General features: G+C 70.4%; 25 protein-coding genes. 8 read left to right on the forward strand and 17 right to left on the reverse strand.

The genetic code is table 11. The annotated features are described in order from the left end of the window. The 4 genes from AB1578_12760 to tatA form a co-directional block, all read left to right on the forward strand. Nucleotides 1-794 (forward strand): DUF2232 domain-containing protein (locus tag AB1578_12760; GenBank protein MEW6488768.1); only part of this gene is annotated, 794 nt, incomplete at its 5' end. 30 nt (nt 795-824) lie between these two features. Continuing rightward, nucleotides 825-1,277 carry a 50S ribosomal protein L9 gene (rplI, locus tag AB1578_12765; protein ID MEW6488769.1) on the forward strand — a complete coding sequence of 151 codons (453 nt, stop codon included), beginning with the start codon at nt 825-827 and terminating at the stop codon, nt 1,275-1,277. Nucleotides 1,278-1,370: 93 nt separating this feature from the next. Further along, on the forward strand, nt 1,371-2,720 hold the full coding sequence (gene dnaB / locus AB1578_12770) for a replicative DNA helicase (protein MEW6488770.1): 1,350 nt from the start codon (nt 1,371-1,373) through the stop codon (nt 2,718-2,720). Nucleotides 2,721-3,074: 354 nt separating this feature from the next. Continuing rightward, nucleotides 3,075-3,293 (forward strand): twin-arginine translocase TatA/TatE family subunit, encoded by a 219-nt coding sequence (tatA, locus tag AB1578_12775; protein MEW6488771.1) that lies wholly within the window; start codon nt 3,075-3,077, stop codon nt 3,291-3,293. A gap of 68 nt (nt 3,294-3,361) precedes the next feature. Here the strand turns inward: tatA and AB1578_12780 are convergent, their stop codons facing one another. From AB1578_12780 to AB1578_12800, 5 genes are all read right to left on the reverse strand, one after another. Continuing rightward, the gene (locus AB1578_12780) at nt 3,362-4,126 is read right to left on the reverse strand and encodes a hypothetical protein (protein ID MEW6488772.1); all 765 of its coding nucleotides are present in this window, start codon (nt 4,124-4,126) and stop codon (nt 3,362-3,364) included. 6 nt (nt 4,127-4,132) lie between these two features. Further along, the gene (locus AB1578_12785; GenBank protein ID MEW6488773.1) at nt 4,133-4,663 is read right to left on the reverse strand and encodes a PAS domain-containing protein; all 531 of its coding nucleotides are present in this window, start codon (nt 4,661-4,663) and stop codon (nt 4,133-4,135) included. 91 nt (nt 4,664-4,754) lie between these two features. Continuing rightward, nucleotides 4,755-6,749: an ATP-binding cassette domain-containing protein gene (locus tag AB1578_12790; protein ID MEW6488774.1), complete on the reverse strand. Its 1,995-nt coding sequence runs from the start codon at nt 6,747-6,749 to the stop codon at nt 4,755-4,757. A gap of 4 nt (nt 6,750-6,753) precedes the next feature. Beyond that, nucleotides 6,754-7,026, reverse strand: coding sequence for a TMEM165/GDT1 family protein (locus tag AB1578_12795; GenBank protein MEW6488775.1), 273 nt, complete (start codon nt 7,024-7,026; stop codon nt 6,754-6,756). 34 nt (nt 7,027-7,060) lie between these two features. Next, entirely contained in the window at nt 7,061-7,453 is a 393-nt protein-coding gene (locus AB1578_12800) for an FxsA family protein (GenBank protein MEW6488776.1), read from the reverse strand. A gap of 131 nt (nt 7,454-7,584) precedes the next feature. On the opposite strand from AB1578_12800, the gene AB1578_12805 reads away from it, so the two are divergent. Then, on the forward strand, nt 7,585-8,481 hold the full coding sequence (locus AB1578_12805; protein MEW6488777.1) for an NAD(P)-dependent oxidoreductase: 897 nt from the start codon (nt 7,585-7,587) through the stop codon (nt 8,479-8,481). Between the two features lie 56 nt (nt 8,482-8,537). Further along, complete coding sequence (locus tag AB1578_12810) at nt 8,538-8,720, forward strand: hypothetical protein (protein ID MEW6488778.1); 183 nt, start codon at nt 8,538-8,540, stop codon at nt 8,718-8,720. 57 nt (nt 8,721-8,777) lie between these two features. Here AB1578_12810 and AB1578_12815 read toward each other — a convergent pair whose 3' ends face one another. From AB1578_12815 to AB1578_12845, 7 genes are all read right to left on the reverse strand, one after another. Continuing rightward, the gene (locus AB1578_12815) at nt 8,778-9,269 is read right to left on the reverse strand and encodes a menaquinol oxidoreductase (GenBank protein ID MEW6488779.1); all 492 of its coding nucleotides are present in this window, start codon (nt 9,267-9,269) and stop codon (nt 8,778-8,780) included. Between the two features lie 121 nt (nt 9,270-9,390). After that, nucleotides 9,391-10,185 (reverse strand): hypothetical protein, encoded by a 795-nt coding sequence (locus AB1578_12820; GenBank protein MEW6488780.1) that lies wholly within the window; start codon nt 10,183-10,185, stop codon nt 9,391-9,393. Nucleotides 10,186-10,279: 94 nt separating this feature from the next. Then, nucleotides 10,280-10,945 (reverse strand): cytochrome b/b6 domain-containing protein, encoded by a 666-nt coding sequence (locus AB1578_12825; protein ID MEW6488781.1) that lies wholly within the window; start codon nt 10,943-10,945, stop codon nt 10,280-10,282. Nucleotide 10,946: 1 nt separating this feature from the next. Then, on the reverse strand, nt 10,947-12,008 hold the full coding sequence (locus AB1578_12830; protein MEW6488782.1) for a cytochrome c3 family protein: 1,062 nt from the start codon (nt 12,006-12,008) through the stop codon (nt 10,947-10,949). A 62-nt stretch (nt 12,009-12,070) separates the two neighbouring features. Next, complete coding sequence (locus AB1578_12835) at nt 12,071-12,304, reverse strand: hypothetical protein (GenBank protein MEW6488783.1); 234 nt, start codon at nt 12,302-12,304, stop codon at nt 12,071-12,073. 19 nt (nt 12,305-12,323) lie between these two features. Beyond that, nucleotides 12,324-12,725 (reverse strand): response regulator, encoded by a 402-nt coding sequence (locus tag AB1578_12840; GenBank protein ID MEW6488784.1) that lies wholly within the window; start codon nt 12,723-12,725, stop codon nt 12,324-12,326. Nucleotides 12,726-12,763: 38 nt separating this feature from the next. Then, on the reverse strand, nt 12,764-13,006 hold the full coding sequence (locus AB1578_12845) for a hypothetical protein (GenBank protein MEW6488785.1): 243 nt from the start codon (nt 13,004-13,006) through the stop codon (nt 12,764-12,766). A 621-nt stretch (nt 13,007-13,627) separates the two neighbouring features. On the opposite strand from AB1578_12845, the gene AB1578_12850 reads away from it, so the two are divergent. Both AB1578_12850 and AB1578_12855 read left to right on the forward strand, forming a co-directional pair. Next, nucleotides 13,628-15,013, forward strand: a complete 1,386-nt coding sequence (locus AB1578_12850) for a sigma-54 dependent transcriptional regulator (protein ID MEW6488786.1) — start codon at nt 13,628-13,630, stop codon at nt 15,011-15,013. 56 nt (nt 15,014-15,069) lie between these two features. After that, entirely contained in the window at nt 15,070-16,644 is a 1,575-nt protein-coding gene (locus tag AB1578_12855) for an ATP-binding protein (GenBank protein MEW6488787.1), read from the forward strand. Between the two features lie 18 nt (nt 16,645-16,662). Here the strand turns inward: AB1578_12855 and AB1578_12860 are convergent, their stop codons facing one another. The 5 genes from AB1578_12860 to AB1578_12880 all read right to left on the reverse strand — a co-directional run. Continuing rightward, a complete protein-coding gene (locus tag AB1578_12860; GenBank protein ID MEW6488788.1) occupies nt 16,663-17,574 on the reverse strand; it encodes a right-handed parallel beta-helix repeat-containing protein in 912 nt (303 codons plus the stop codon). Continuing rightward, nucleotides 17,571-18,608 carry a carboxypeptidase-like regulatory domain-containing protein gene (locus AB1578_12865; GenBank protein ID MEW6488789.1) on the reverse strand — a complete coding sequence of 346 codons (1,038 nt, stop codon included), beginning with the start codon at nt 18,606-18,608 and terminating at the stop codon, nt 17,571-17,573. The genes AB1578_12860 and AB1578_12865 overlap by 4 nt, the downstream gene beginning before the upstream one ends. Nucleotides 18,609-18,619: 11 nt before the next feature. Continuing rightward, a complete protein-coding gene (locus AB1578_12870; protein ID MEW6488790.1) occupies nt 18,620-19,687 on the reverse strand; it encodes a hypothetical protein in 1,068 nt (355 codons plus the stop codon). Further along, nucleotides 19,681-20,748 carry a hypothetical protein gene (locus AB1578_12875; GenBank protein ID MEW6488791.1) on the reverse strand — a complete coding sequence of 356 codons (1,068 nt, stop codon included), beginning with the start codon at nt 20,746-20,748 and terminating at the stop codon, nt 19,681-19,683. Before AB1578_12875 ends, AB1578_12870 begins: the two co-directional genes overlap by 7 nt. Further along, on the reverse strand, nt 20,745-21,072 hold a 328-nt coding region (locus AB1578_12880; protein ID MEW6488792.1), incomplete at its 5' end, for a hypothetical protein. The genes AB1578_12875 and AB1578_12880, both read right to left, overlap by 4 nt.

Below are 21,072 nucleotides of genomic sequence, written 5' to 3' on the forward strand. Positions count from 1 at the left end.
TGCCGGGCGCCCTGGCCGCTGCGGGGGGCGCCGTGGCGGTGCTCTACGTCCTCACGGGGCCCGTGGGAGCGGCGGTCTATGCGTCCCAGTTCGCCGCGGGCGGGTGCGCCCTGGGAATGATGCTCCGGGCGCGAGCTCGTCCCGAGGTGGCCGTGGGGAGCTATGCGCTGCTCTCCACCGCGGCCTTCTGGGCTTCTTTGGCTGTGCTGGCGTCCCGAGCAGGCACGGGGCCCCTGGCCTATCTGGGAGAGACCCTGGAGCAGGCCGTGCAGCAGGCGGGGTCCTTTCTGCTCCAGGGAGAGGCCGACGCCGAGGCGACACTGGCGGTCCAGAACTGGGCCGAGCAGACCGGCAGGATGCTGTCCCTCGCGTTCCCCGGACTCTACACGGTCCTGGCGCTGCTCACCGGGTGGGCCAACGCCGTCCTCGCCCGGCGGGTCACGGGGGACGACGCCCGGCAGAGCTGGTCTCGCTGGCGCGCCCCGGAAAGCTGGATCTGGGGGCTCATCGGATCGGGGCTTCTCGCGCTGCTGGCCGGGGGCGCGCTCGGCACCGCCGCATTGAACGTGTTCGTCGCGGCTCTGGGGGTGTACTTCCTCCAGGGTTTCGCGGTGGTGCACCACCTGTTTTCCGCGCGAGGGTTCCCCCGGGTCTTTCGGGCGTTGGCCTACGCGCTGCTGTTCGTGCAGCTGCCGTTGATGCTCGCGGTGGCCGGCCTGGGGGCGTTCGACCTGTGGTTCGACTTTCGGGCTCGCTGGGCGCCCCGCCCCCCCGAGCAGGGTCTTCACACGTGACGCAAGAACACTGCCGATAGGAGGCATTTCATGAAAGTCATCCTCAAGGAATCGGTCGAGAATCTGGGAACCGTAGGCGACGTGGTCGCCGTCAAGGACGGGTACGCCCGCAACTACCTGGTCCCCCGGGGACTGGCGATGCTGGCCGATCCGCGCAACGTCAAGGCCCTGGAGCACCAGAAGAAGGCCCTCGAGAAGAAGCGCCTGCGCGAGGTCTCGAAGGCCGAGGAGCTGGCGGCAGCCCTGGCCGGGGTACGCCTGGTCTTTCGCCGAAAGGCCTCGGAGCAGGAGCAGCTCTTCGGGTCGGTTACCCACCTCGACGTCGAGGCGGCCTTGGCGGAGAAGGGCTTTGCCGTGAGCCGCAAGCAGGTGGCCCTGGACCATCCCATCAAGGCCCTGGGAGAGTTCCCGGTAACCCTGAGGCTTCCGGGCAACGTCAAGGCCAAGGTTACCGTGGTCGTGGAGAAGGAGGGGGAGGCGTAGGTTAGCGGCCCCCCCGCCGGAAACAGCCGTACGTGACACGTTCCCCGGGCCGGCACCTGCCGGCCCGGACGTTTGCCGCCGTCGAGGTACCCCATGTCCGCCGAGGAGCTCGGAACCCTCCAGCGCGTTCCCCCCCACAGCCTGGAGGCGGAGGCCGGCGTCCTGGGCGCGGTCCTCCTCAACAACGAGGTCCTGTCCCACATCACCGAGATCCTGGACCGGGAGGACTTCTACCGCACGGGCCACAGGCTCCTGTACGAGATCATGCTCGAGCTCTACGACCGGGGCTCGCCCATCGACCTCGTCACCGCCACGGAGGCTCTGCGGCAGCGAGGTCTCCTGGAAAAGGCCGGAGGGGCCGCGCACCTGGCCAGCCTCACCAACCAGGTGCCGTCGGTGGAAAACGCCGTGCACTACGCCCGGATCGTCCGGGAACGCTCGATCCTGCGAAAGCTCATCTGGGTGTCCACGGAGATCGCGAGCGAGGGCTACGGATCGGGCGGGGAGGTGGAGGACTACCTGGACCGGGCGGAGCAGGCCATCTTCGAGGTCACGGCCCGCAAGGTCCGCCCCTCGTTTACCCGGGTCAAGGACATCCTCAAGGACACCTTCGCAAAGATCGAGGAGCTCTACGAGAAGAAGGACCTGGTGACGGGGGTTCCCACCGGGTACCACGACCTGGACCAGCTCACCGCCGGCCTCCAGCCTTCGGACCTCATCATCATTGCGGGCCGGCCGGGGATGGGCAAGACCTCCTTCATCCTCAACATCGCCCAGTACGCCGCCGTGGAGGCGGGCACGCCGGTTGCGTTCTTCAGCCTCGAGATGAGCAAGGAGCAGCTGGTGATGCGGCTGCTGTGCGCCGAGGCCCGCATCGACTCCCACCGCCTGCGGCGGGGGATGCTCCGCGATTCGGACTGGCCCAAGCTGACCCGGGCCGCCGGCACCCTGGCCGAAGCCCCCATCTACATCGACGACACTCCCGGCATCACCACGCTCGACCTGCGGGCCAAGTCGCGCAGGCTCAAGAGCGAGGCAAACCTCGGCCTCGTCGTCGTGGACTACCTCCAGCTCATGCGGGGGCGGGGCTCGTACGACGTGCGCGAGCAGGAGATCAGCGAGATCTCCCGCTCCCTCAAGGGCCTCGCCAAGGAGCTCTCCGTCCCCGTGGTGGCGCTCTCCCAGCTCAACCGCGGCGTCGAGTCCCGGGCCGACAAGCGCCCCCTGATCTCCGACCTGCGGGAATCCGGGGCCATCGAACAGGACGCCGACGTCATCATGTTCATCTACCGGGACGAGGTATACGACAAGGAGAGCGCCGACAAGGGGATCGCCGAGATCATCGTGGGCAAGCAGCGCCACGGCCCCACCGACTCGGTGCGGCTGGCGTTCCTGAGCGAGTTCACCGCCTTCGAGAACCTCGCGCGGGGCTACGAGCAGTAGGGGCGAGGCATGCTCGGTCCCTGCGGCCCGGCTTACGGAATTGCCGTGTAGAGTCTGGGGAGCGGGCCGGGGGCGACCCCACCGAGGGGGGTGAGTTACGGCAGGCCGTCCAAATCGGTATCGGTATCGGTATCGGGGGTCGATTTCGATACCGATACCGATACCGATCTCGATGGCGATGGGGCACGGGTGCAAGGAAACGTTGCGCGGCGGGGGTCTGGAGCGTAGCCTCGGGAGGTCTGGGGGCCTTTGCGATTGGTGCGCCCCACCCCCTGTGCTATCCTGGCGCCGCCGTCCACGCCCCGGGACCGGCAGGCAAGCAACCTCGCGGGGCCCCCTCGGGAGGAATACCCCATGTTCGGCATGCCGGGCGGCAGTGAGTGGCTGATCATCCTGGTCATCGTGCTCGTGGTCTTCGGGGGCAAGAAGATCCCCGAGCTCATGGGCGGCCTCGGGAAGGGCATCAAGAGCTTCAAGAAGGCCATAAACGAACCCGACGCCATCGACGTGACCCCGGAAAAACCAGAAGAGATCGCCGCGAAGACGGAGAAGAAGGAAGCCAAGGACGCCTGACGGGCCAGGCGGAAACCGTCGGGGCGGTCGGGCTCCCCCACCGGAAGAGCGCTCGCGGGGCGAGCCCGCTAGGCCTGCGGCGAAGCGGCGGCCTGCCTCCTCCAGGACAGCACGAGAAGGGCTCCCTCCCGCACGGCGGGGTGGAGCCCTTCGTCGTTGACGATGTCCTCCAGGTCCGGGTCCCGCAGCAGGGCGCACAACGCGGCCGCCAGCCGGGGCGGGGCGCAGGGATTCTGGACGACAGCGCGCTGTACCGCGGGGCGCCGCAACCAGCCGCTTCGCCGGAGCAGGAACCAGAAGACCGCCTCGGGGCAGGGCCTGCGGCTCGCGATGGCCAGGACCTCCCCCTCCCGAAGCCGCGGGTTCCGGAGCACCTCCGCCACCACCCGCGGGTCGGGATCTCGCAAGACGCGGTCGAGCACGCTGCTGCGAGGGCCGCGGGCCGCCGTCTTGCGGTGTCCCAGGGAGAGGGACTCCAGGAGGGGGTCGGGGGGCGGGCCCAGGTCTTCCCGGGCGGCGGGCGGGCCCCCATACTCCAGGAGCAGGAGGCACCCCTCCAGTCCTTCCGCCTGGGCCACCGAGAGGATCGCAGCCAGGGCCCCGGGGCCGACCCGCTCCGCCAGGCAGGGCAGGTCCAGGAGGGGCAGATAGGCCGCGACCGCCTCGGGTCTGCGCAGGGCGGCCTCCCGTACGACCCGGTCCAGGACGCGCGCCGCGATCCCTTCCGCCAGCGCCTCCAGGGCTTCGGCCCAGAGGGCCTGGCGCGCCTCGTCCCCCTGCACCGCCGTCAGACGCCGCAACAGGGTCGCAGCCTGGGGATGCCGCGAGTCCACGGCCGGTTACCTCCCCGCCGGCGGGGGCCCTCCGGCGGGCCCCATCTCGTCGATGCGCAAAAGGACGGTCCCTCCGACCCGCTCGGTGGAGATCCGCACCACGGAGGAGCCGCTGGCTCCGAAGGTCCCGGCCCCCTCCACGGCGCAGAGCCCCTCCCGGGACACCCCGGTGGCAAAGGTCTCGGACACCGCGATGCGGATCGCACAGGCCCTGCAGTGCTCGGTGCGGCCGCAGCCGCCGGGCAGCCGCGCCCGGGCGCACTCCATCACGTCCCCGCTCCGGTGCCCCTCGATCTCGGGGAGCGACTTGCCCAGGAGCTCGCGCGCCGCACGGTTGGCCGTGAGCACCGCTCCCTCCCCGTCCACCAGGAGCACCGGGGCCTCCAGGCGATCCAGGAAGCGCCGCAGGGGCGGCAGATCCGGGTCGCCGAAGAAGTGGTCGCTGCACGAGGGGCAGATCCCGTGGGTCACCACCGGGTCGGCGGGGTTGCCGCCCGGCTCCAGCTCTCCCCCGCACCACGCACACACCCTGCGCATTGTCGTCCCTCTCCTACCCCCCAAAGAGCGCTCCCCGCTCCCGCAGGGGCAGTCGGCTCGCCGTCCGCACCTTCCGGTTGCGTTGCCCCCGTCACCCCCGGGACCCGCCCTCCGCCCGAAGCTCCCGTTCCCGTTGTTCGAGCTCCGTGGCCGCAGCCTCCCACCCGGGGGTGAGCTCCGCGACCTGCCGGATCAGCTCCGACCGCTCCCGGGCCAGCGCGGCGGCCCGCTCGGGGTCGGCATAGGTGGCCGGGTCGGCAAGGGAGGCTTCCACCGCCTCCAGCCGGCCTTCCGCGGCGGCGATCTCCTCCTCCAGGCGGGCGACCTCAGCCCGCAGGGGCCCGGTCTCCCGGCGCACCCTGGCCCGCTGCTCGGCTTCCAGGCGGCGCAGATCCCTGCGCGCCGGCCGGCCCTCGTCCCCCCGGGGCCCGGCCGGCCCGGCAGCCGGCCGTGCAGCACCGGCCGCGGGGGCCGCAGACGTCGCCGGGACCTCCGCGGCCCGCCGGGCCAGGAAGTCGTCGAAATTCCCCAGGTACTCCCGCAGGGTCCCACCCTCCACGTACACCACCCTCGTGGCCACCCGGTTGATGAGGTCCCGATCGTGGGTGATGAGGCACAGGGTTCCGGTAAACGCCTGGAGCGCCTGTTTGAGGACCTCGCACGCCTGGAGGTCCAGGTGGTTGGTCGGCTCGTCGAGGAGGAAGAAGTTGCCCGGGTCGCTGAGGAGCTTGGCCAGCACGAGACGGCTCTTCTCCCCCCCGGAGAGCACCGACACCCGCTTCTCCACGGCGTCGCCCGAGAAGAGGAAGGCGCCCAGCACGGTGCGCAGCTCGAGTTCGCTGCGAAGGCCGGGCAGGCGCTGCATCTCCTCGAGGACCGTGCGGTGGGGGTCGAGTTGCTCGAGTTGGTGCTGGGCGAAGTAGCTCAGGGTGACCCGGTGGCCGTACTCCACCCGGCCCTCCAGGGGCGGCAGCGCCCCGGCCAGGAGCTTCAGGAGGGTGGACTTTCCCGCGCCGTTGGGCCCGATGAGGGCGACCTTTTCCCCCCGGGCGATCCGAAATGAGAGCCCCCGATAGACGGGCTTTCCCGGATAGCCCGCGTCCACGCCCTCCAAGATCACCGCGGTGCGTCCCGAGCGTTCGGGCTGGGGAAGGTGCAGGCTCAGGGCCGCCGGAGGGGGCGCCACGGGCGGCGGGGCGTCCTGTCTCTCCAGCTGGCGCAGTCGCGACTGCACCTGGCGGGCCTTGGTGGCCTTGTAGCGGAACCGGTCGGCAAACGCCTCGGTCTGGGCCCGCCTGCGCTGCCAGTTCTCGAAGGCCGCCCGGGCCTGCTCTTCCCGGAGACGCCGCTCGGCCTGGTACTGGGCGAAGCCTCCCCGGGTGCGCACCAGGCGCCCGGCCTCCAGGGCCAGCACCCCCTGCACCACCCGGTCCAGGAACGCCACGTCGTGGCTGACCACCAGAAAGGCGCTGGGGCTCTCCTGGAGGTGCGCCTCGAGCCACTCCAGGCTCACGATGTCGAGGTGATTGGTGGGCTCGTCCAGGAGCACCAGGTCGGGCTCCCGAAGCAGAATCCGGGCCAGGGCGGCCCGCATCCGCCACCCCCCGGAAAAGACCGCCAGGGGCTGGACGAAATCCTCCGACCGAAAGCCGAGGCCGGCGAGGATCCGCTCGGCCCGAGCGCGCAGGGCGTACCCGCCCAGGTGCTCGAAGCGGGCCTGGAGGTGGCCGTACCGCTCCAGGAGCCGGGGGTCCGCCTGGCCGCCTTCCAGACGGTCTTCCAACTCCCGCAGCTCCCCCTCCAGGAACCGCACGTCCTGGGCCACGTCCTCCACGTAGGCCAGCAGCGGTCGGTCGGAGACGGGCTCCGCTTCCTGGCGCAGGTACCCAACCTCCAGGCCCCGCCGGCGGCGCACTTCTCCCTCGTCGGGCCGCTCCTCCCCCGCCAGGATCCGCAGTAGTGTGGTCTTACCCGCCCCATTGGGCCCCACCAGGGCCACCCGCTCGCCCTCTCCCAGCTGGAAGGAGGCGCCGTCCAGTACCGTCTGGCCGCCGTAGCCCTTGGTGAGGTCTAGCGCGTCGAGCACCGCCCTACCCCCGGTTCAGGAGGATCAGGACCCCCGCGGCGATGAAGAAGGCGCCCGCCCCCAGCCGGACCCAGTTGCGGGGGAGCCACGCCCCCAGCACGCCGCCCAGGAGCACCGCCAGGAGGCTCGTGAGCACGAGCGCGAGCGACGCTCCCAGAAACACCGAGCCCGGGTGTTTGCCTCCGGCCGCAAAGCTCAGGGTGGCGAGCTGGGTCTTGTCTCCGAGCTCAGCGAGGAACACCAATCCAAAGGTTGCGAGGATCGTCTTCCATTCCATGTTCGTTCCTGAAGGCAAAGAGGGGCGGCCGTCCCTACCACCGGCGTACCACGATCTCACCCCGCTCGATCCTGCGGCGAAGCCACCGGGCGAAGACCCGCTTCCAGGCGGCCCGGGTCGGGGGGAAGAGGAGGGAGAAGCCCACGGCATCGGTGAGGACTCCGGGGGTCAGGAGGAGGGCCCCGCCGAGCAGGAGCATGGCCCCGTCCAGGATCTCCCCGGCCGGCGCGCGCCCTTGCCCGAGGCTCTCCTGGAGACGCCGCACCACCTCGAACCCCTGGAGCCGGGCATAGTGGGCGCCCACGACGCCCGTGGCGACGATGAGGAGCACGGTGTTCAAGGTTCCAATGCGAGACCCGATCTCGACGAGCAGATAGAGCTCCAGGGCCGGAATCACGGTAAAGAGCAAGACCAGTCGGGCGAACACGGCGTCGGCTCCTCCAGGCGGGAAGGGAGCGCCATCTTACACGAGTGGGCCTTCGTCGTCGCCCTCCGGGTGTTCCCTGGTAGACTGGGCCCCTGTCCCCGCACTGTTCCCCTCGCGCCGGAGGTACTCGCATGACCCGCATCGGCTTCCTCGGCCTGGGCCTCATGGGCAGCGCCATGGCCCGGAATCTCCTCAAGGCCGGCTTCGACGTCGTCGTCTGGAATCGCAGCGCCCAGCGTTGCCAACCCCTGGTGGCCACGGGCGCCAAGCAGGGCCGGACCCCCCGGGAGGTGGTGCAGGGCTGCCCGGTCACCTGCGCCATGGTCTCGGACCCATCGGCCGCGGGGGAGCTGTGCTTTGGCGAGTCCGGCGTGCTCGAGGCCATGGGCCCGGGCAAGACCTACGTGGACTTCTCCACGGTCGACCCCGACACCTCTCGCCGCATCGGCGCCGCGGTGGCCGCCCGGGGAGGCCGCTTCCTCGAAGCCCCCGTTTCAGGGAGCCGAAAGCCCGCCGAGGAAGGGACCCTGGTCATTCTGGCTGCAGGCGACCGGGGTGCGTACGAGGAGATGGGGGTCGCGTTCCGGGCGCTGGCCAGGAAGACCCTCTACCTCGGGGAGACCGGCCGCGGGGCCGCCATGAAGCTCGCGGTGAACCTGGTCATGGGGGAGATGATGGTGGCGCTGTGCGAAGGCCTGGCACTGGCGGAGAAGGCAGGTTTGGCCCCCGAAGACCTCCTGGACGTGCTCGGGGCCGGGGCACTGGCCAACCCCCTCTTCGCCCTGAAGGGTCCGAAGATGCTCCAGGGAAACTTCGAGGCCGCCTTCCCCCTCAGGCACGCCCAGAAGGACCTTCGCCTCGCGCTCGGCCTGGGGGATCTCCTGGCCCAGCCCCTGCCGGCGGGTGCGGCAGCCAACGAATGCTTCAAGGCCGCCCGCAGCCTGGGGGCGGGTGGCGAGGACTTCTCGGCGGTGTACCGCGCCGTGAAGGCTGCGGCGGCGGCCCCGGGGCCGCCCCTCGGAGCTTGACGGCCCCCGGTGCGGGATTAGGGTGGAACCCCGACCCCCCAGGAAAGGAGGAGACCATGATCCGAATCGAGCTGACCGAAGCCGAAGCCGCCACCCTGCAAGACGTGCTCGAGAGCTACCTCTCCGACCTGCGCATGGAGATCGCCGACACCGACCGGATGGAGTTCCGGGAGGAGCTCAAGGCGAAGAAGAAGGTCGTGGCGGACGTGATGGGCCGCTTGGCGGGCGGCGCCGCCTGATCCGGGTTCCCGGTGGGGACGGGGGTTCGGGTCGGGGTATCGTCTCACGGGTCGGGCTCACGCGTCGGGCGGGAAGGGCGGCGTGCCCTCCTGCTCTTCCCGGATCTTCTGCCGGCAGAAGAGCCACCCCCGGTACCACTCCAGGGCCAGCACGGCGAAGCCGCCCACGAGGACCGCCCAGACGTTGTCCTCGAGCCCTCCTCCGATGTGGTAGAAACCGTAGAATGCCGCCAGGTACCCCACGTGGGCGAACCCGGAGGCAGGCTTGACCGGGGTTCCCATGCGGGTCAGCCCGAGGATGAGGGCCGAGAAGAGATAGAGGACGAACGCGGCGTTGACCCAGGAGAGGGGCGGCGGCCTCCCGAGCACTTCGTTCCACTCGTCGGGGATGCTGGGGAGATAGGGGAAGTCCGACACGGCCCACAGGCTCACGGCGGCAAACGCCACGAGCGGCCACAAGGGGCGGGTTGCCTGAGCCTGCCACTGCTGGATGCGCGCCCTTGCCTCACTCCCGGGTTCCCGGGCGCCTGCCTTGTCACCTTCTCGCACGGGCCGCCTTGCCTCCCGCTCCCCTAGGGACCCCGCCCCCCTGCCCCACATCGCCCGGGAACGCAGCCTCGAGGCCGTGGCCCAAGACCGGAGGGAACGCGCCGCGCCCGCGGCGCCCGACTTACGAGCCGTCCGACCCCGAGCCCGGGTGTCCCCGCACCCGGTCGAACGCGCGCGCCACCGCGGCCAGCTCTTCCTCGGCGGGAGGCAGAACCTCGGCGGCCCGCGGCGACTCCACATAGTCGACCAGCCGCTGGAGGGGGGCGACCACGTTGTACTTGAGCAGCGCCGCAACCCCTCCCACCGACAGGATCAGGACCAGCGCACCGAACAGGGCCAACCGCATCCGCATCCGGACCAGCGTCGTCTGGAGGGCTTCCTGGGAGAGGCCGATGTCCAGCGTCCCCAGCACCACCTGATCGGGCGGGTGGTAATGGCAGGCCCCGTTGAAGCACTCGGGCTCATTGTACACCGCGGCGGTAATCGCGAGCACGGGCTTGCCGTCGTCCTTGACGAAGCGGCGGGCCTGCTCCATCGGCCCCAGAGTCTTCACGGGCTCCGCCGCCGCGTGGCACACATAGCAGCCTTCCGCCAGCTTGTCCACCTCCTGTCCGACCTCGTGGGGTGCCCCGGAAAAGACCACCACCCCTTGCTTGTTGAAGATCCGGACGTGATCGACGATGTTCTCTTCACCGACGTTGGAGACGATGTTGCGCAGCGTCTCCCGGTCGTCGCGCAGCATGGCATACCGCGTCGACTTGAGCACCACCGAGGCAATGTCGTTGGCGTGGAGCACGCTCTCGTCGATGCGGTCGCGCTTCATGCTGGCATAGAGCAGGATCGACCCCACCAGGACGAAACAGGTGACAGACAGCGCCACCGGGACGATCGCCTTGGCTGCGAGCGACTTGAACATGGGCCTGTCCCCTGCACTCCGGGTTGGTCGAGACGTCATCGGGCCGCTATTGCAGGGGCCGGGAGGCGCACACGCCCTCCCGGCCCCAGGCACCTCAGGCTGCGCTCCGGTGCTTCGAGTCGTCGTGCTCCTCCACTTCCTCCCAACCCGTCCACATCGGCTTGAAGTGGGCAAAGGGGGTGTGCCCGAGGGTTGCCAGGTAGACGTGGGCAATGAGGAAGGCGCAGAAGACGCACGCCAGCAGCCAGTGGGCCGCCGTGAGCAGCGTGAGCCCCCCGGCCATCACCACCAGCTCCCGCAGGGGGTCCACGTTCATCAGGAGCAACCCCGTGACGATGACCAGAGGAGTGAAGAGGAACATCACGGCGGCATAGGCCGTCTTCTGGAGGGGATTGAACTTGTCCTCCGGTGTGGCATGGTGGGGATTCGGCCGTGTCCCCAGGAAGTAGTAGAAGAAGTAGTAGAAGGCCTGCCGGATCATTCCCCGCTTCAGGTCCTGCACCGTGGGCACGTACAGCTTCACCAGGCTGCGGGCCACGAATGCGTAGTACAGGAACCACAGGGCGTACGAGACGGCAACGACCACCCCTGCGGCGTTGTGGACCCGAACGGCTGCCTTGTAGTTGCCCAGGATGGGGGCGTACTCGGGAAAGCGGATCTCGGCGCCGGTCAGGCACAGGGTCACGATCCCGAATGCGTTGAGCCAGTGCCAGATCCGCACGGGAGTGGGGGTCAGGTAGACGTGCCTTGCGAGTTGCATCTCAGCCCTCCCTTCGGTTCTTTCGGGTGAGCAGCCGCAGGGTACCGTGCCCGAGCGGCATTGCCAACCCGGAGGCCGCGATCACGAGTCCGATGATGGTCAGGGTCCGGTCACGGCTCGCCCCCACGAGGTAGAGATCGGGCATGCCGTACAGGGCTTCGAGGATGGCACCCCGTTGCACCTCGACCCTCCGGTACGTACCCAGTCCGTCGGGGATCGCCACGAAACTCTGTTGGAGCGCGCCCGGGCCCGAGGCGTGACAGAAGGTGCAATCCCACCGGTTGTCGAGGGTTTCGAAGCGGTGGCTGGCCTTCTCGGGCGTCATCATTCCCCACAGGCGAAGCCCCTCGCGGCGCGCCGCCGTATTGAAGGTCTTGAGCTCCCGCACCGTGACCACCCCGTCGCCGTCGCCGTCGAGCACCTTCTCCACCGGCCGGTTCCCCAGCCAGCGTGCGAGATCGGAGGCCGTCGCCAGGGTCACCCGCGGACTGCGGCCGGTGCGCTCCTCCACCTTTTCGAGGTAGAAGGTGATCACGTACTCCTCGGACCCCGTGTGGCAGGTGATGCAGGGCAGCGCACTCAGATGGAGCTGGGTCTGCACCAGCCACGTACCGTGGGACTGCACCATGTCGGCTTCCGCGTGGCAGCCGGTGCACATCCGGTTCATCTCGGTACCGGAGGTAGCCACCAACGCCCTTACCTCGTGGGGATTGTGGCAGTCGGCACACCCGGCATTGGGGCCGTGGACGCTGGCCTCGTACTCCGCCTCCACGTCGTCGTGGCACTCACCACACCCGGCCCGGGAGGGGCGCAGCTTGTCCTCCGGGTGCGCGGGGGTGACCGAGTCGTGGCAGGACGCGCAGCCCACGTCCGCGTGGGCCGTGCGCCCGTATTGCACCGGGTCGATGTACAGGAACCCCTTTCCTCCCACCATGATCGACACGTCCGCGTGACAGCCCTGGCACGCCTCGTCGGCGTGGCCGGGCCCCGCAGCGACCAAACCCAGCAGGCCCGCAACAGCCAGAGGCAAGGACAACCACCCGAGCACTCCCTTTGCATTCACAGCATCTCCTCCTTTTGTCTTGGGGCATCGCCCCGAGAGAGTTCCGGCGCCGGATTCCTTCGTCAACGCACCTTCACCTCCACCGGCGCCTTCTCGTGTCGGGCAGCCCGGGCCGCGCCCCGGGCCGCGCCCAGCATCATCAGAACGGCCGGGACGACCTGGGCGGCTACGATCAGGGCGCAAAAACCCAAGAACGCCCACACGAAGAGTCCGCTCGTATCCTCTCGTCCGGCGGCCAGTGCCGGGGTCGCGACACTCACGATCGCGGCGACCAGGGTCGGTATCAGGGCTCTCATGGGTTCCTCCTCTCCGGGTTCAGCCCCCGCAGGGGGCGTGGTGTTGTTCCTTGGCTTGCTCGAAGGCGCACTGCACGACCTGCCGCACCTCGTCCCCGTCCTCCGAGCCCAGGGGTTTGACCAGGTAGTAGAAGATCCCCTCCCGCCGCAGGCGCCGCACCACCTCCAGGGGCGGTTCCTCGCTGGCGATGATCACCTTGAGATCGGCCTTGCACTTCTTGAGCACCGGCAGGAGCTGGGTCACGGAGAGCCCGTCTACGCTGCCCCCGAGGATGACGACCCGGGCCAGGTCCTTGAGCACCCCCTCGATCGCGAGGGCCGCCGAGTGGGTCGTCGCCACGTCATACCCTTCCTCCCGAAGCATCTCGGCCAACCGCATGCGGGAACCGGCGTCGTCGTCGGCAATCAGCAGTCCCAACATGTCGCGTACTCCTCTCCCCCCCTCCCCCCGACCCTGGGCTACGCCTTGCTCGGCCGTTCTCCCGCCCGCTCTGCGGCAGGGGCGAACAAGCTGCGCAGGAGCGACCCGAGAAGGATCACTGCCGGAACGGCCTGGGTTGCGACCACCACGGCTCCGAGGCCGAGAAAGAGCGCCGCCCACAGTCCAACGCCCGTGGCGTCGCTTCCACCCTGAGCCCACGCCGGCGCCGCCCCAAGGACCCACACTCCCACAGCCGCCGCTCTCCTCCTGACCGATCTCATGTCCGCCTCCTCCACCCCCCGGGACAGTGGGTGTTCGCACTTTCACAAAAGCAGATCCCGTGCCAGGCGCGCGATCTTGAAACAAAGACACCACAAGTCTCTGGTTTTCCTGCTTTTCTCGAGCCTTGCCCCCACCCGGCCCCCTCCCCTCCCTCCAACGAAACGTATGGGCACCATGTACAGGAAACCTCTTCCCACCGGCACCCGAGCGGGGTCACATGGCCTCGAAACCGCAAAAGTCGCCGCCTTCACGCGTTCCTCACGCCCGGAGGCCGGATATACCACCCTCCAGGGTCGTGTTTGTGCCCGTGCCCCGGTCCCTCCGAAAACGGACGGGCCGCCTGCGGACGCCCGCCGCCGGCTCCCCCTACCCCGCGGTCTGCGCCGCACCCCTTCCCGGTTGCCCGGCAAGTCCTGCCGCTTGACGAATCCGCGGCACTGCGCTTGAATGTGCCCGTCCGTGCCCGCTCGGACCGCCGGGTTCGCGAACGACGATACGTGGGGCGGCACGGCGCACTTGGGTCAGACTCCGGACACCCGTGTGTGGGTGGGGGGAACCCCGGAGACGCCCCTTCCATATGGCGCTCCGGTAGCGGGACGCCTTGCCTTGCGGGGAGAGTCATGGGGAAGAGGATTCTCGTGGTGGACGACGAGGCTGTCGTCCGCAAGAGCTTCTGTCGGATCTTCGCCAGGTCCGACGTCCAGGTGGAGACCGCGCCTTCGGGGCATCTGGCCCTGGAGGTGTTGCAGCAGACCCCCTTCGACCTCGTCGTCACCGACCTGAAGATGCCCGGCATGAACGGCATCGAGGTGCTCCGCGCGATCAAGGTGCTCCAGCCGGAAGTGCCGGTGATCCTGGTTACGGGATACTCCACCGTCGATACGGCGGTGGAGGCCATGAAGTGCGGCGCGCTGGACTATGTCTCCAAGCCCTTTACCCCGGAAGAGATCCGGGACAAGGTCCTACAGGCCCTTTCTCGGACGAAACCAGCGCAGCCGGCGGCCGGAGAGGACGTTGCGGGCTTCGGCGGGATCATCGGCAGCAGTCCGGCCATGCAGGAGGTCTACCGCCGCATCCGGCAGGTGGCGCCCACCGACAGCACGGTGCTCATCCAGGGCGAGAGCGGCACCGGCAAGGAGCTCGTGGCCAGGGCCATCCACGACCACAGCCACCGGAAGAGCCGACCCTTCGTGGCGGTGGACTGTACCTCCCTGGCCGAAAACCTCTTGGAGAGCGAGCTTTTCGGGCACGTGAAGGGCTCGTTCACCGGGGCCATTCGGACCAAGGTGGGGCTCTTCAAGGTGGCGGACGGAGGCACCCTGTTCCTCGACGAGGTCTCCAACATCAGCCTCACCGTCCAGGCGAAGCTCCTGCGGGTGCTCCAGGAGCGCGAGATCACCCCCATCGGGGGCACCCAGCCCGTTCCCATCGACATTCGCCTCGTGACCGCCACCAACCGGGACCTGAAGGCCATGGTGACCTCCGGCCATTTTCGCGAAGACTTGTACTTTCGTCTCAACATCATCCCCATCGTCCTCCCGCCCCTGCGGGATCGGGGTGGGGACGTGCCCCTGCTGGCCCACTTCTTCCTGCGCAAGTGCTCCGACGAGCTGGGAAAGCGCATAGAAGGGTTCAATCCCGAGGCCTTGGCCGTCCTCGAGGCCTATACCTTCCACGGAAACGTGCGGGAGCTCGAAAACGTGGTGGAGCGCGCCGCGGTCCTGTGCTCCGGAGAACAGATTCGCCGCGAGGATCTGGAGCTGCACGACCCTTCCGGGGTCGAGGACCGGCCGGCGGCGCCCCAGACCGTTGAAGAGCTCAAGTACCGAAAGCAGCGGGTGCGGGAACAGGCGGTCGTGCCGGTCGAGCGGGCCTTCGTGCTGGAAGCCCTGCGAAAGAACCAGTGGAACGTCACCCGCGCGGCCGAGGCCACCGGGATGCTGCGCCCCAACTTCCAGGCCATGCTCAAGAAGCTCAACATCTCGGCCCGCGACCGGGAGGGCTGAGTGTCGCCCCTCCTCGGCGGCCCTTCCCCCCGGTCTCCCTCCCGAAAGAGCTCCCCGTGAGCCTCATCGCCAAGTTCATCTTCGCGGTAAGCCTGCTCCTGCTTGCCGTCATGGCGCCGTTTGCCTACCTCAACCTCGAGGCCACGCGCGAGATCCTCCACGAAGCGGCCGTTTCCGAGGCCGACAACATCAGCGAGACGATCATCAAGACCACCTACTACCAGATGCTCGAAAACGACCGCAAACGGGTCTATCAGATGATCCAGGAGGCGGGAACCCAGCACGGCATCGAGCACATCCGGATGATCACCAAGGACGGGCAGATCATCTTCTCCACCAATCGGGCCGAGATCGGCGCAAACCTGGACAAGACCGCCGCCGCCTGCGACATGTGCCACGCCGGGGCCCTGCCCCTGACCGAAGTCTCCTCCATGAGCCGAAGCCGGGTCTTCCGGAACGCGGTTGGGGAGGAGGTCCTGGGCATTACCAAGGCCATCTACAACCAGCCCAGCTGCGCGACGGCCGCGTGTCACTTCCACCCGCCGGACCAGGACATCCTGGGGGTGCTCGACACGGCGGTCTCCCTGCAGCGGTTCCGGGTACAGACCCTCAAGTACACCCACCGCCTCATGGCGCTGACCCTGGCCATGCTCCTGGCGGCCGGCGTCTCCCTGACGCTGCTGGTGCGCATCCTCGTAACCCGGCCCATCCGGGAAATCCTGCGCCACACCCGCAAGGTGGGCGAGCTCAACCTGGGAGAGCAGGTCGCCGTCACGACCGACGACGAGATCGGCCACCTGGCCCAGTCCTTCAACGCCATGACGGTCAACCTCAAGACCGCTCGGGACGAACTCCAGACCTGGGGGCGGACCCTGGAGACCAAGGTCGAGCAGCGCACCGAAGAGCTCCAACGCATGCAGGCCCAGCTCATCCGCTCGGAGAAGCTTGCCTCCCTGGGAGAGATCGTGGCAGGCATCGCCCACGAGCTCAACAACCCCCTCACCGGGGTCCTGGTGCTGGCGTCCCTGATGGAGAAGGAGGGGAACCTCGACCCCGAGGTCCAGGAAGACCTGGGGACCATCGTGCACGAAACCAAGCGGTGCGCGCGCATCGTCAAGGGCCTGCTGGATTTTTCCCGGGAGACCGCGCCCCAGATGGTCCCCGCCGACCTCAACCACGTGATGGAGCAGAGCCTGGCCCTCATCGGCACCCAGTCCATCTTCCACGACGTGAGGATCGTAAGGGACTACCAGGAGCCGCTGCCCCCGGCCATGGTGGACCCCCACCAGATCGAGCAGGTCTTCATCAACATGCTGCTCAACGCGGCCCAGGCCATGCCCGGTGGGGGCACGCTGACCCTCACCACCCGGGCCGCGGGACCCCAGCTCACGGTGGCGATCGCCGACACCGGAACGGGCATCCCCGCCGAGCACCAGCGCCGGATCTTCGACCCCTTCTTCACCACCAAGGAGCGCGGAACGGGCCTGGGCCTTGCGGTTTCCTACGGCATCGTGGAGAACCACGGGGGAAAGATCGAGCTGGAGAGCGAGCCCGGCAAGGGGACGACCTTCACGGTGCGGCTGCCGGTTTCGGGAGACGGGAAGCAACCCCAAGGGGCCGCGGCCGCCTGAGCCGGCTCCGGGGCCCGCTTACGGCGACGGCCAGTCCGGTGGGGCGGAAAAGGGGGGCACCTCTACCGGAGCGGGCGACGGGAGCAGGGGTGCCAGGCTCACCCGGCCGAGCCCCGGGTCCGCCCGGCCGTCCAGCACCCGGCTCAGGACCGCTGCCTCCTGGGCAGGGCCCCAGTGGTTGCCCGGGAAGGCCAGGTCGTGGGGCTGCTCCCACCCCAGCTTCACGGCGGTGGCGTTGTTTCGGAGGTTGTTGCCCTGGATGAGCGTTCCCCCCCGGCTCTGGGTGACCGCGAAGACCCCCACCTCGTTGTCCGAGATCTCGTTGCCCACCAGGCGGGCCGGGTGGCCCCGCTCCTCGAACCGCACGCCGTGGGTGTTCCCGTGGATCCAGCACCCCTCCACCTCGAGGCGCGCGGTGGAGAAGCGCACCCCGTCCACGTTGCGGGTGAACTCGCAGCGCTCCACCCGGGCGGGGCTGTAGTGGACCTGGAGGCCGCTGAAGGCGTGGGAGACCCGCGCGTAGGCGAGCTCGGCCCCGGGGGAGAAGTTCACCATCACATACTTCCAGTCGGCGGGCCGGGGGTCGGCCTCGGCGGAAGCAAAGAGGATCGGCGCCTGCGGCGTGCCCCGGGCGGTGAGGCGCCCCTCGGCGGTGAGCTCGGCGTCGCCGATGCCGTCGCCGTCCCAGTCGACGCGCCGGAAGAGGACCCGGGTTCCCGGGCGGATCACCAGGTGCCCCCCGGCCCGCACCACGACGATCCGGTCCACCACCACCTCCCCCTCCCAGACCTCCTCCCCCGAGATGGAGCGGATCGGCATGCGGTGCAGATCGTCCGGAGCGATAGGGACCCCGGGGGGACCGGCGCAGCCCAGGAGAAGCCCCAGGACGAGCCCCGGCGCCGCGAGCCCGAAGCCCCGCCGGGACCTCATTCCAGCACCCGGCGCACCACGATCTCGATCCCCTCCACCACGCGCCCCCGCGGGACGGCGATGCCGTGGTCGGGAGACCCCTCGTAGAAACCGAAGTGCTCCCCCGGGGCCGGCGAGCCCCCGCTGCGCTCCCGGGCCCCCACGTAAAAGAGCCCGCCGGTGCCCAGGGAGAGGGCGAAGGCGCCGTCGGGCCCCGTGGGCAGGGTGAGGAAGTCGGGCATGCCGTGCCCCACGATCCGACTGCGGTAGGCGAACACGTAGACCCCCGCCACGGGGCGCCCCTCGGGGTCGCGCACGGTGCCGCGCAGGCCGGTGCCGCTGCGGGCCAGGAGCTCGGCGTTGGGATCGTCGTCGCGCTCCTTGCGCACCAGATGCACGTCCACCGCGGTCTCACGGCGCTCCTCCACCGCCACGGGGCTTGCCAGCACCGTCCCGTAGAGGTCCCCCTCCCGCACCGGCCCGAAGCCCCCGCCCGCCTGGCGCCGGCGGGCCACCACGAAGTAGCGGCCTTCCGGCACCTCCTCCAGGGCGTACGCCCCGTCGCGACCCGTGGGAGGCGACTGGCGGAAGCCCGGGCCCCGCAGCCCTTCGTCCTCGTCCAGGTAGAGGCTGACCACCGCCCCCTCCACGGCCGCCCCCTCGAACCGCACCACGCCCCCCAGGGCGCCGAATCCGGTGGACCCGCCGGGGAGATCGCGCATCGCGGGGGTGTCCCGGGGCACGGCCTGGAGACCGATCCAGGCGTCGCTCCCCGGGGCCAGCTGCACCGGGTTCTTGCCGGACAGGGCCCCCCAGACGTGCCCGTCGCGCCGTGCCGAGGCCGTGAGCCGGTATTCCCCGGGGGAGACGGGAGGGAAGCGGTACACGCCGTCGGCGTCGGTCTCGGCCTCCTGGAGGATGCGCCCCTCCCGCGCCTCCAGGGCGACCACCGCCCCCGCCACGGGCTCGCCATGGGCCATGACGCGGCCCCCGAGCCGGGCCGACGGGCCCGCGCAGGCCGCCGCCAGCAACAGGGCCCCAAGAAGGGGAGCCATCCCCGAAGACCTCACCGCACGCCCCCCAGGGCCAGCACCGGCTCCGCTCCAGCCGCCCCGGACAGCTCCCCGTCGGCAAAGCTCTCCCCCTCCTCCACGGGCCCCCCCAGGGATCGCCGTGCTCGCAGGAAGAGCGCCTGGTCCGGCGCGACCGGAAGAAGCGTCCAGCCCTCGGGGTCCGTGGGGGCCGAGACAGCCAGGGGGGGCCCGGACCGCAAGGGATTGGCATAGGCGAGCACATGATACCCCTTGGCCCCCTCGCCCGCTGCCGTCACCACCCGCACCCGCCTCCCGTGGAAGGCCTTGGGGTCTTCCTCGAGCTGGCTCAGGCGCTCCACCAGGGGGATCTCGACGACCACCTCGTCCCCCTGGGCTACGGTCACGGGGTTTCGGGGGTAGAAGTTGAAGAAGTCCCCGATCTCGATGGGTCCGTAGGCGCCCCCCCGCACCCGCTTGCGGGCCACCAGGTGGTAGGTGCCGGGCGGCAGGCGCACGGAGAAGGCGCCCGAGGCCACGGGCTGGAGCAGGTACGCCGGGCCCCGGAAGGCGCCCTCCGCCCCGGCATAGGCGTAGAGGTAGACCTTCTCCGCGGGGGCCCCGCCCAGGGTAACGGCGCCGGAAACCGTGCTTCGCTCGGCGGGCCGCCGCTCTTCCGGGGCAACCTCCACGAGGTTCAGGCCCACGGCCGTCCACGCTCCGGGGGAGACGGTGACGGGGGACCCGGAGTAGAGGCACTGGAGGTCCCCGGTCTCCGGCCGAGACCCCGCGTTGCCCGGCTGCTTCCGCAGCGCCTCCACCACGTAGCGCCCCGGAGGCAGCGGGATGGCGTAGGTGCCGTCGGTGGCCGTGGCGGCCCGCGCCAGGGGCGCGTCGCCGGTGAGGGGGCCGAAGCTGCCCGGCCGGTACGGATAGGCCGCAACCGAGACTCCCTCCACCAGGGTGCCCCCCCGGGCGGCCCGACCGCGGATGCCCTGCTGCGCGGCCGCTTCCAGCCAGGCCGCCCCCAGGACGAGAAGCGCCGCACCAGCGGCCGCTACCAGGCGGCGCAGGGCGCCGCCGCTGTGGGTTTGCTTCACCATACTTCCTCCACGACGATGGTCACCCCCCCGCGCTCCTCGCCCCCTGCCACCCTCACCCCAGAGCCGTCCGCCCCCCGGAAGGCCCCCACCCGCTCCCCGGGCTCCGCCGGTCCGCCCAGCCGAGACCGGGCCCCCAGGAAGTAGGCACCGGCGCCCGGAAGGTGCACCACGAAGGCACCGTCGGGCCCGCTAGGGGCGCTCAGGGCGGCGGGCTTCCCCGACATCCGTCCGTCGGTGAAGGCCAGTACCCGGACCCCCGCCGCGGCTCCTCCCCGGGCATCCACGATGCGGCCGGCAACGGCGGTGCCGGTGGGCGGCGTACCGGGCACCTGGCCCCGCAGCACCTGGGGGTCTACGGGCCGCAGCGAGAGGGTGCCCGCCTGGGCGTAGGCGCCCGGGCGGACCTCCACCGGAGCGGACGCCACGACGTCGCCCTCCGTCGGCGCGCCGAAGTCGCGGCCCGACGCCCGGTGCCGGGCCGCCAGGGTGTAGGCGCCGGGAGGAAGGTCCAGGCGAAACCGCCCCCCCTCGTCCGGGGTCGATGCCGCCGCAAACCCCGGCCCCACCGGGCGCTCCCACGTCCCGGGGTAGGCATACACGGTCACCTGCCCGGGGGGCGCGCCCTCCACCTCTCCCTCCGCTCCCGTACCGGCGGGCCCTGCCGCGCGGGAAAAGCCCGAGGGGTCGTGGAGGGCCACGTCGGCGCGCACCCGGGCGCCCTCCGGCACCGTGACGGGGTTGCCGTCGGCCTGCCCCACCAGGCGAACCTCCCGCCCCGGGCCGGGGACCGCCGCTCGGGCCCAGATCCAGTAGCGGCCGGGGGAAAGCTCGAGGACATACCGCCCATCCTCGCCGGTGGCCGCCTCGCCCGCGGGGGGCGTCGTGGGGTCCTGCTCGGGGCGCAGGAACGCCTGCACCAGTGCGGAGGCCACCTCCTGTCCCTCCCAGGTCACCCCTCCCTCCACGCGCCCCGGTGCTCCCGGCCGGGCACAGGACGCCGCGAAGAGCCCCGCCAGGAGCAGGACCCCCAGCAGCGGCGCGGCCCCGGCCGGCAACTTCACGGAGCCCCCTCCCGGGGGAAGGCGGCCAGGGTCGCGGCGGCTCCCAGGTAGAGAACCGCCCCTGCCGAAAGGGTGGCGGTGTAGCCGAAGGCCATGGCCATCAGCACCGCCCCCAGGGAGCCCAGCACGCTGGCCGCGCCGTTCACCCCCCAGGCCCAGGGGAGGATCTCGCGGCTCGTGCGCCCGAGCAGCGCCATGCCCGCGGGAAATCCCAGCCCCAGGGCAAAGGCCAGGGGCAGGATCAGCGCGGCGGCGAGCGCCCAGCGCACGGGCGCCGTCGCCCCCAGGGCGCCCCCGAGCACGGCCGGCGTCCCGAAGGCGTGC

The organism is Thermodesulfobacteriota bacterium (assembly GCA_040756475.1).
Lineage (GTDB): Bacteria > Desulfobacterota > Deferrisomatia > Deferrisomatales > JACRMM01 > JBFLZB01.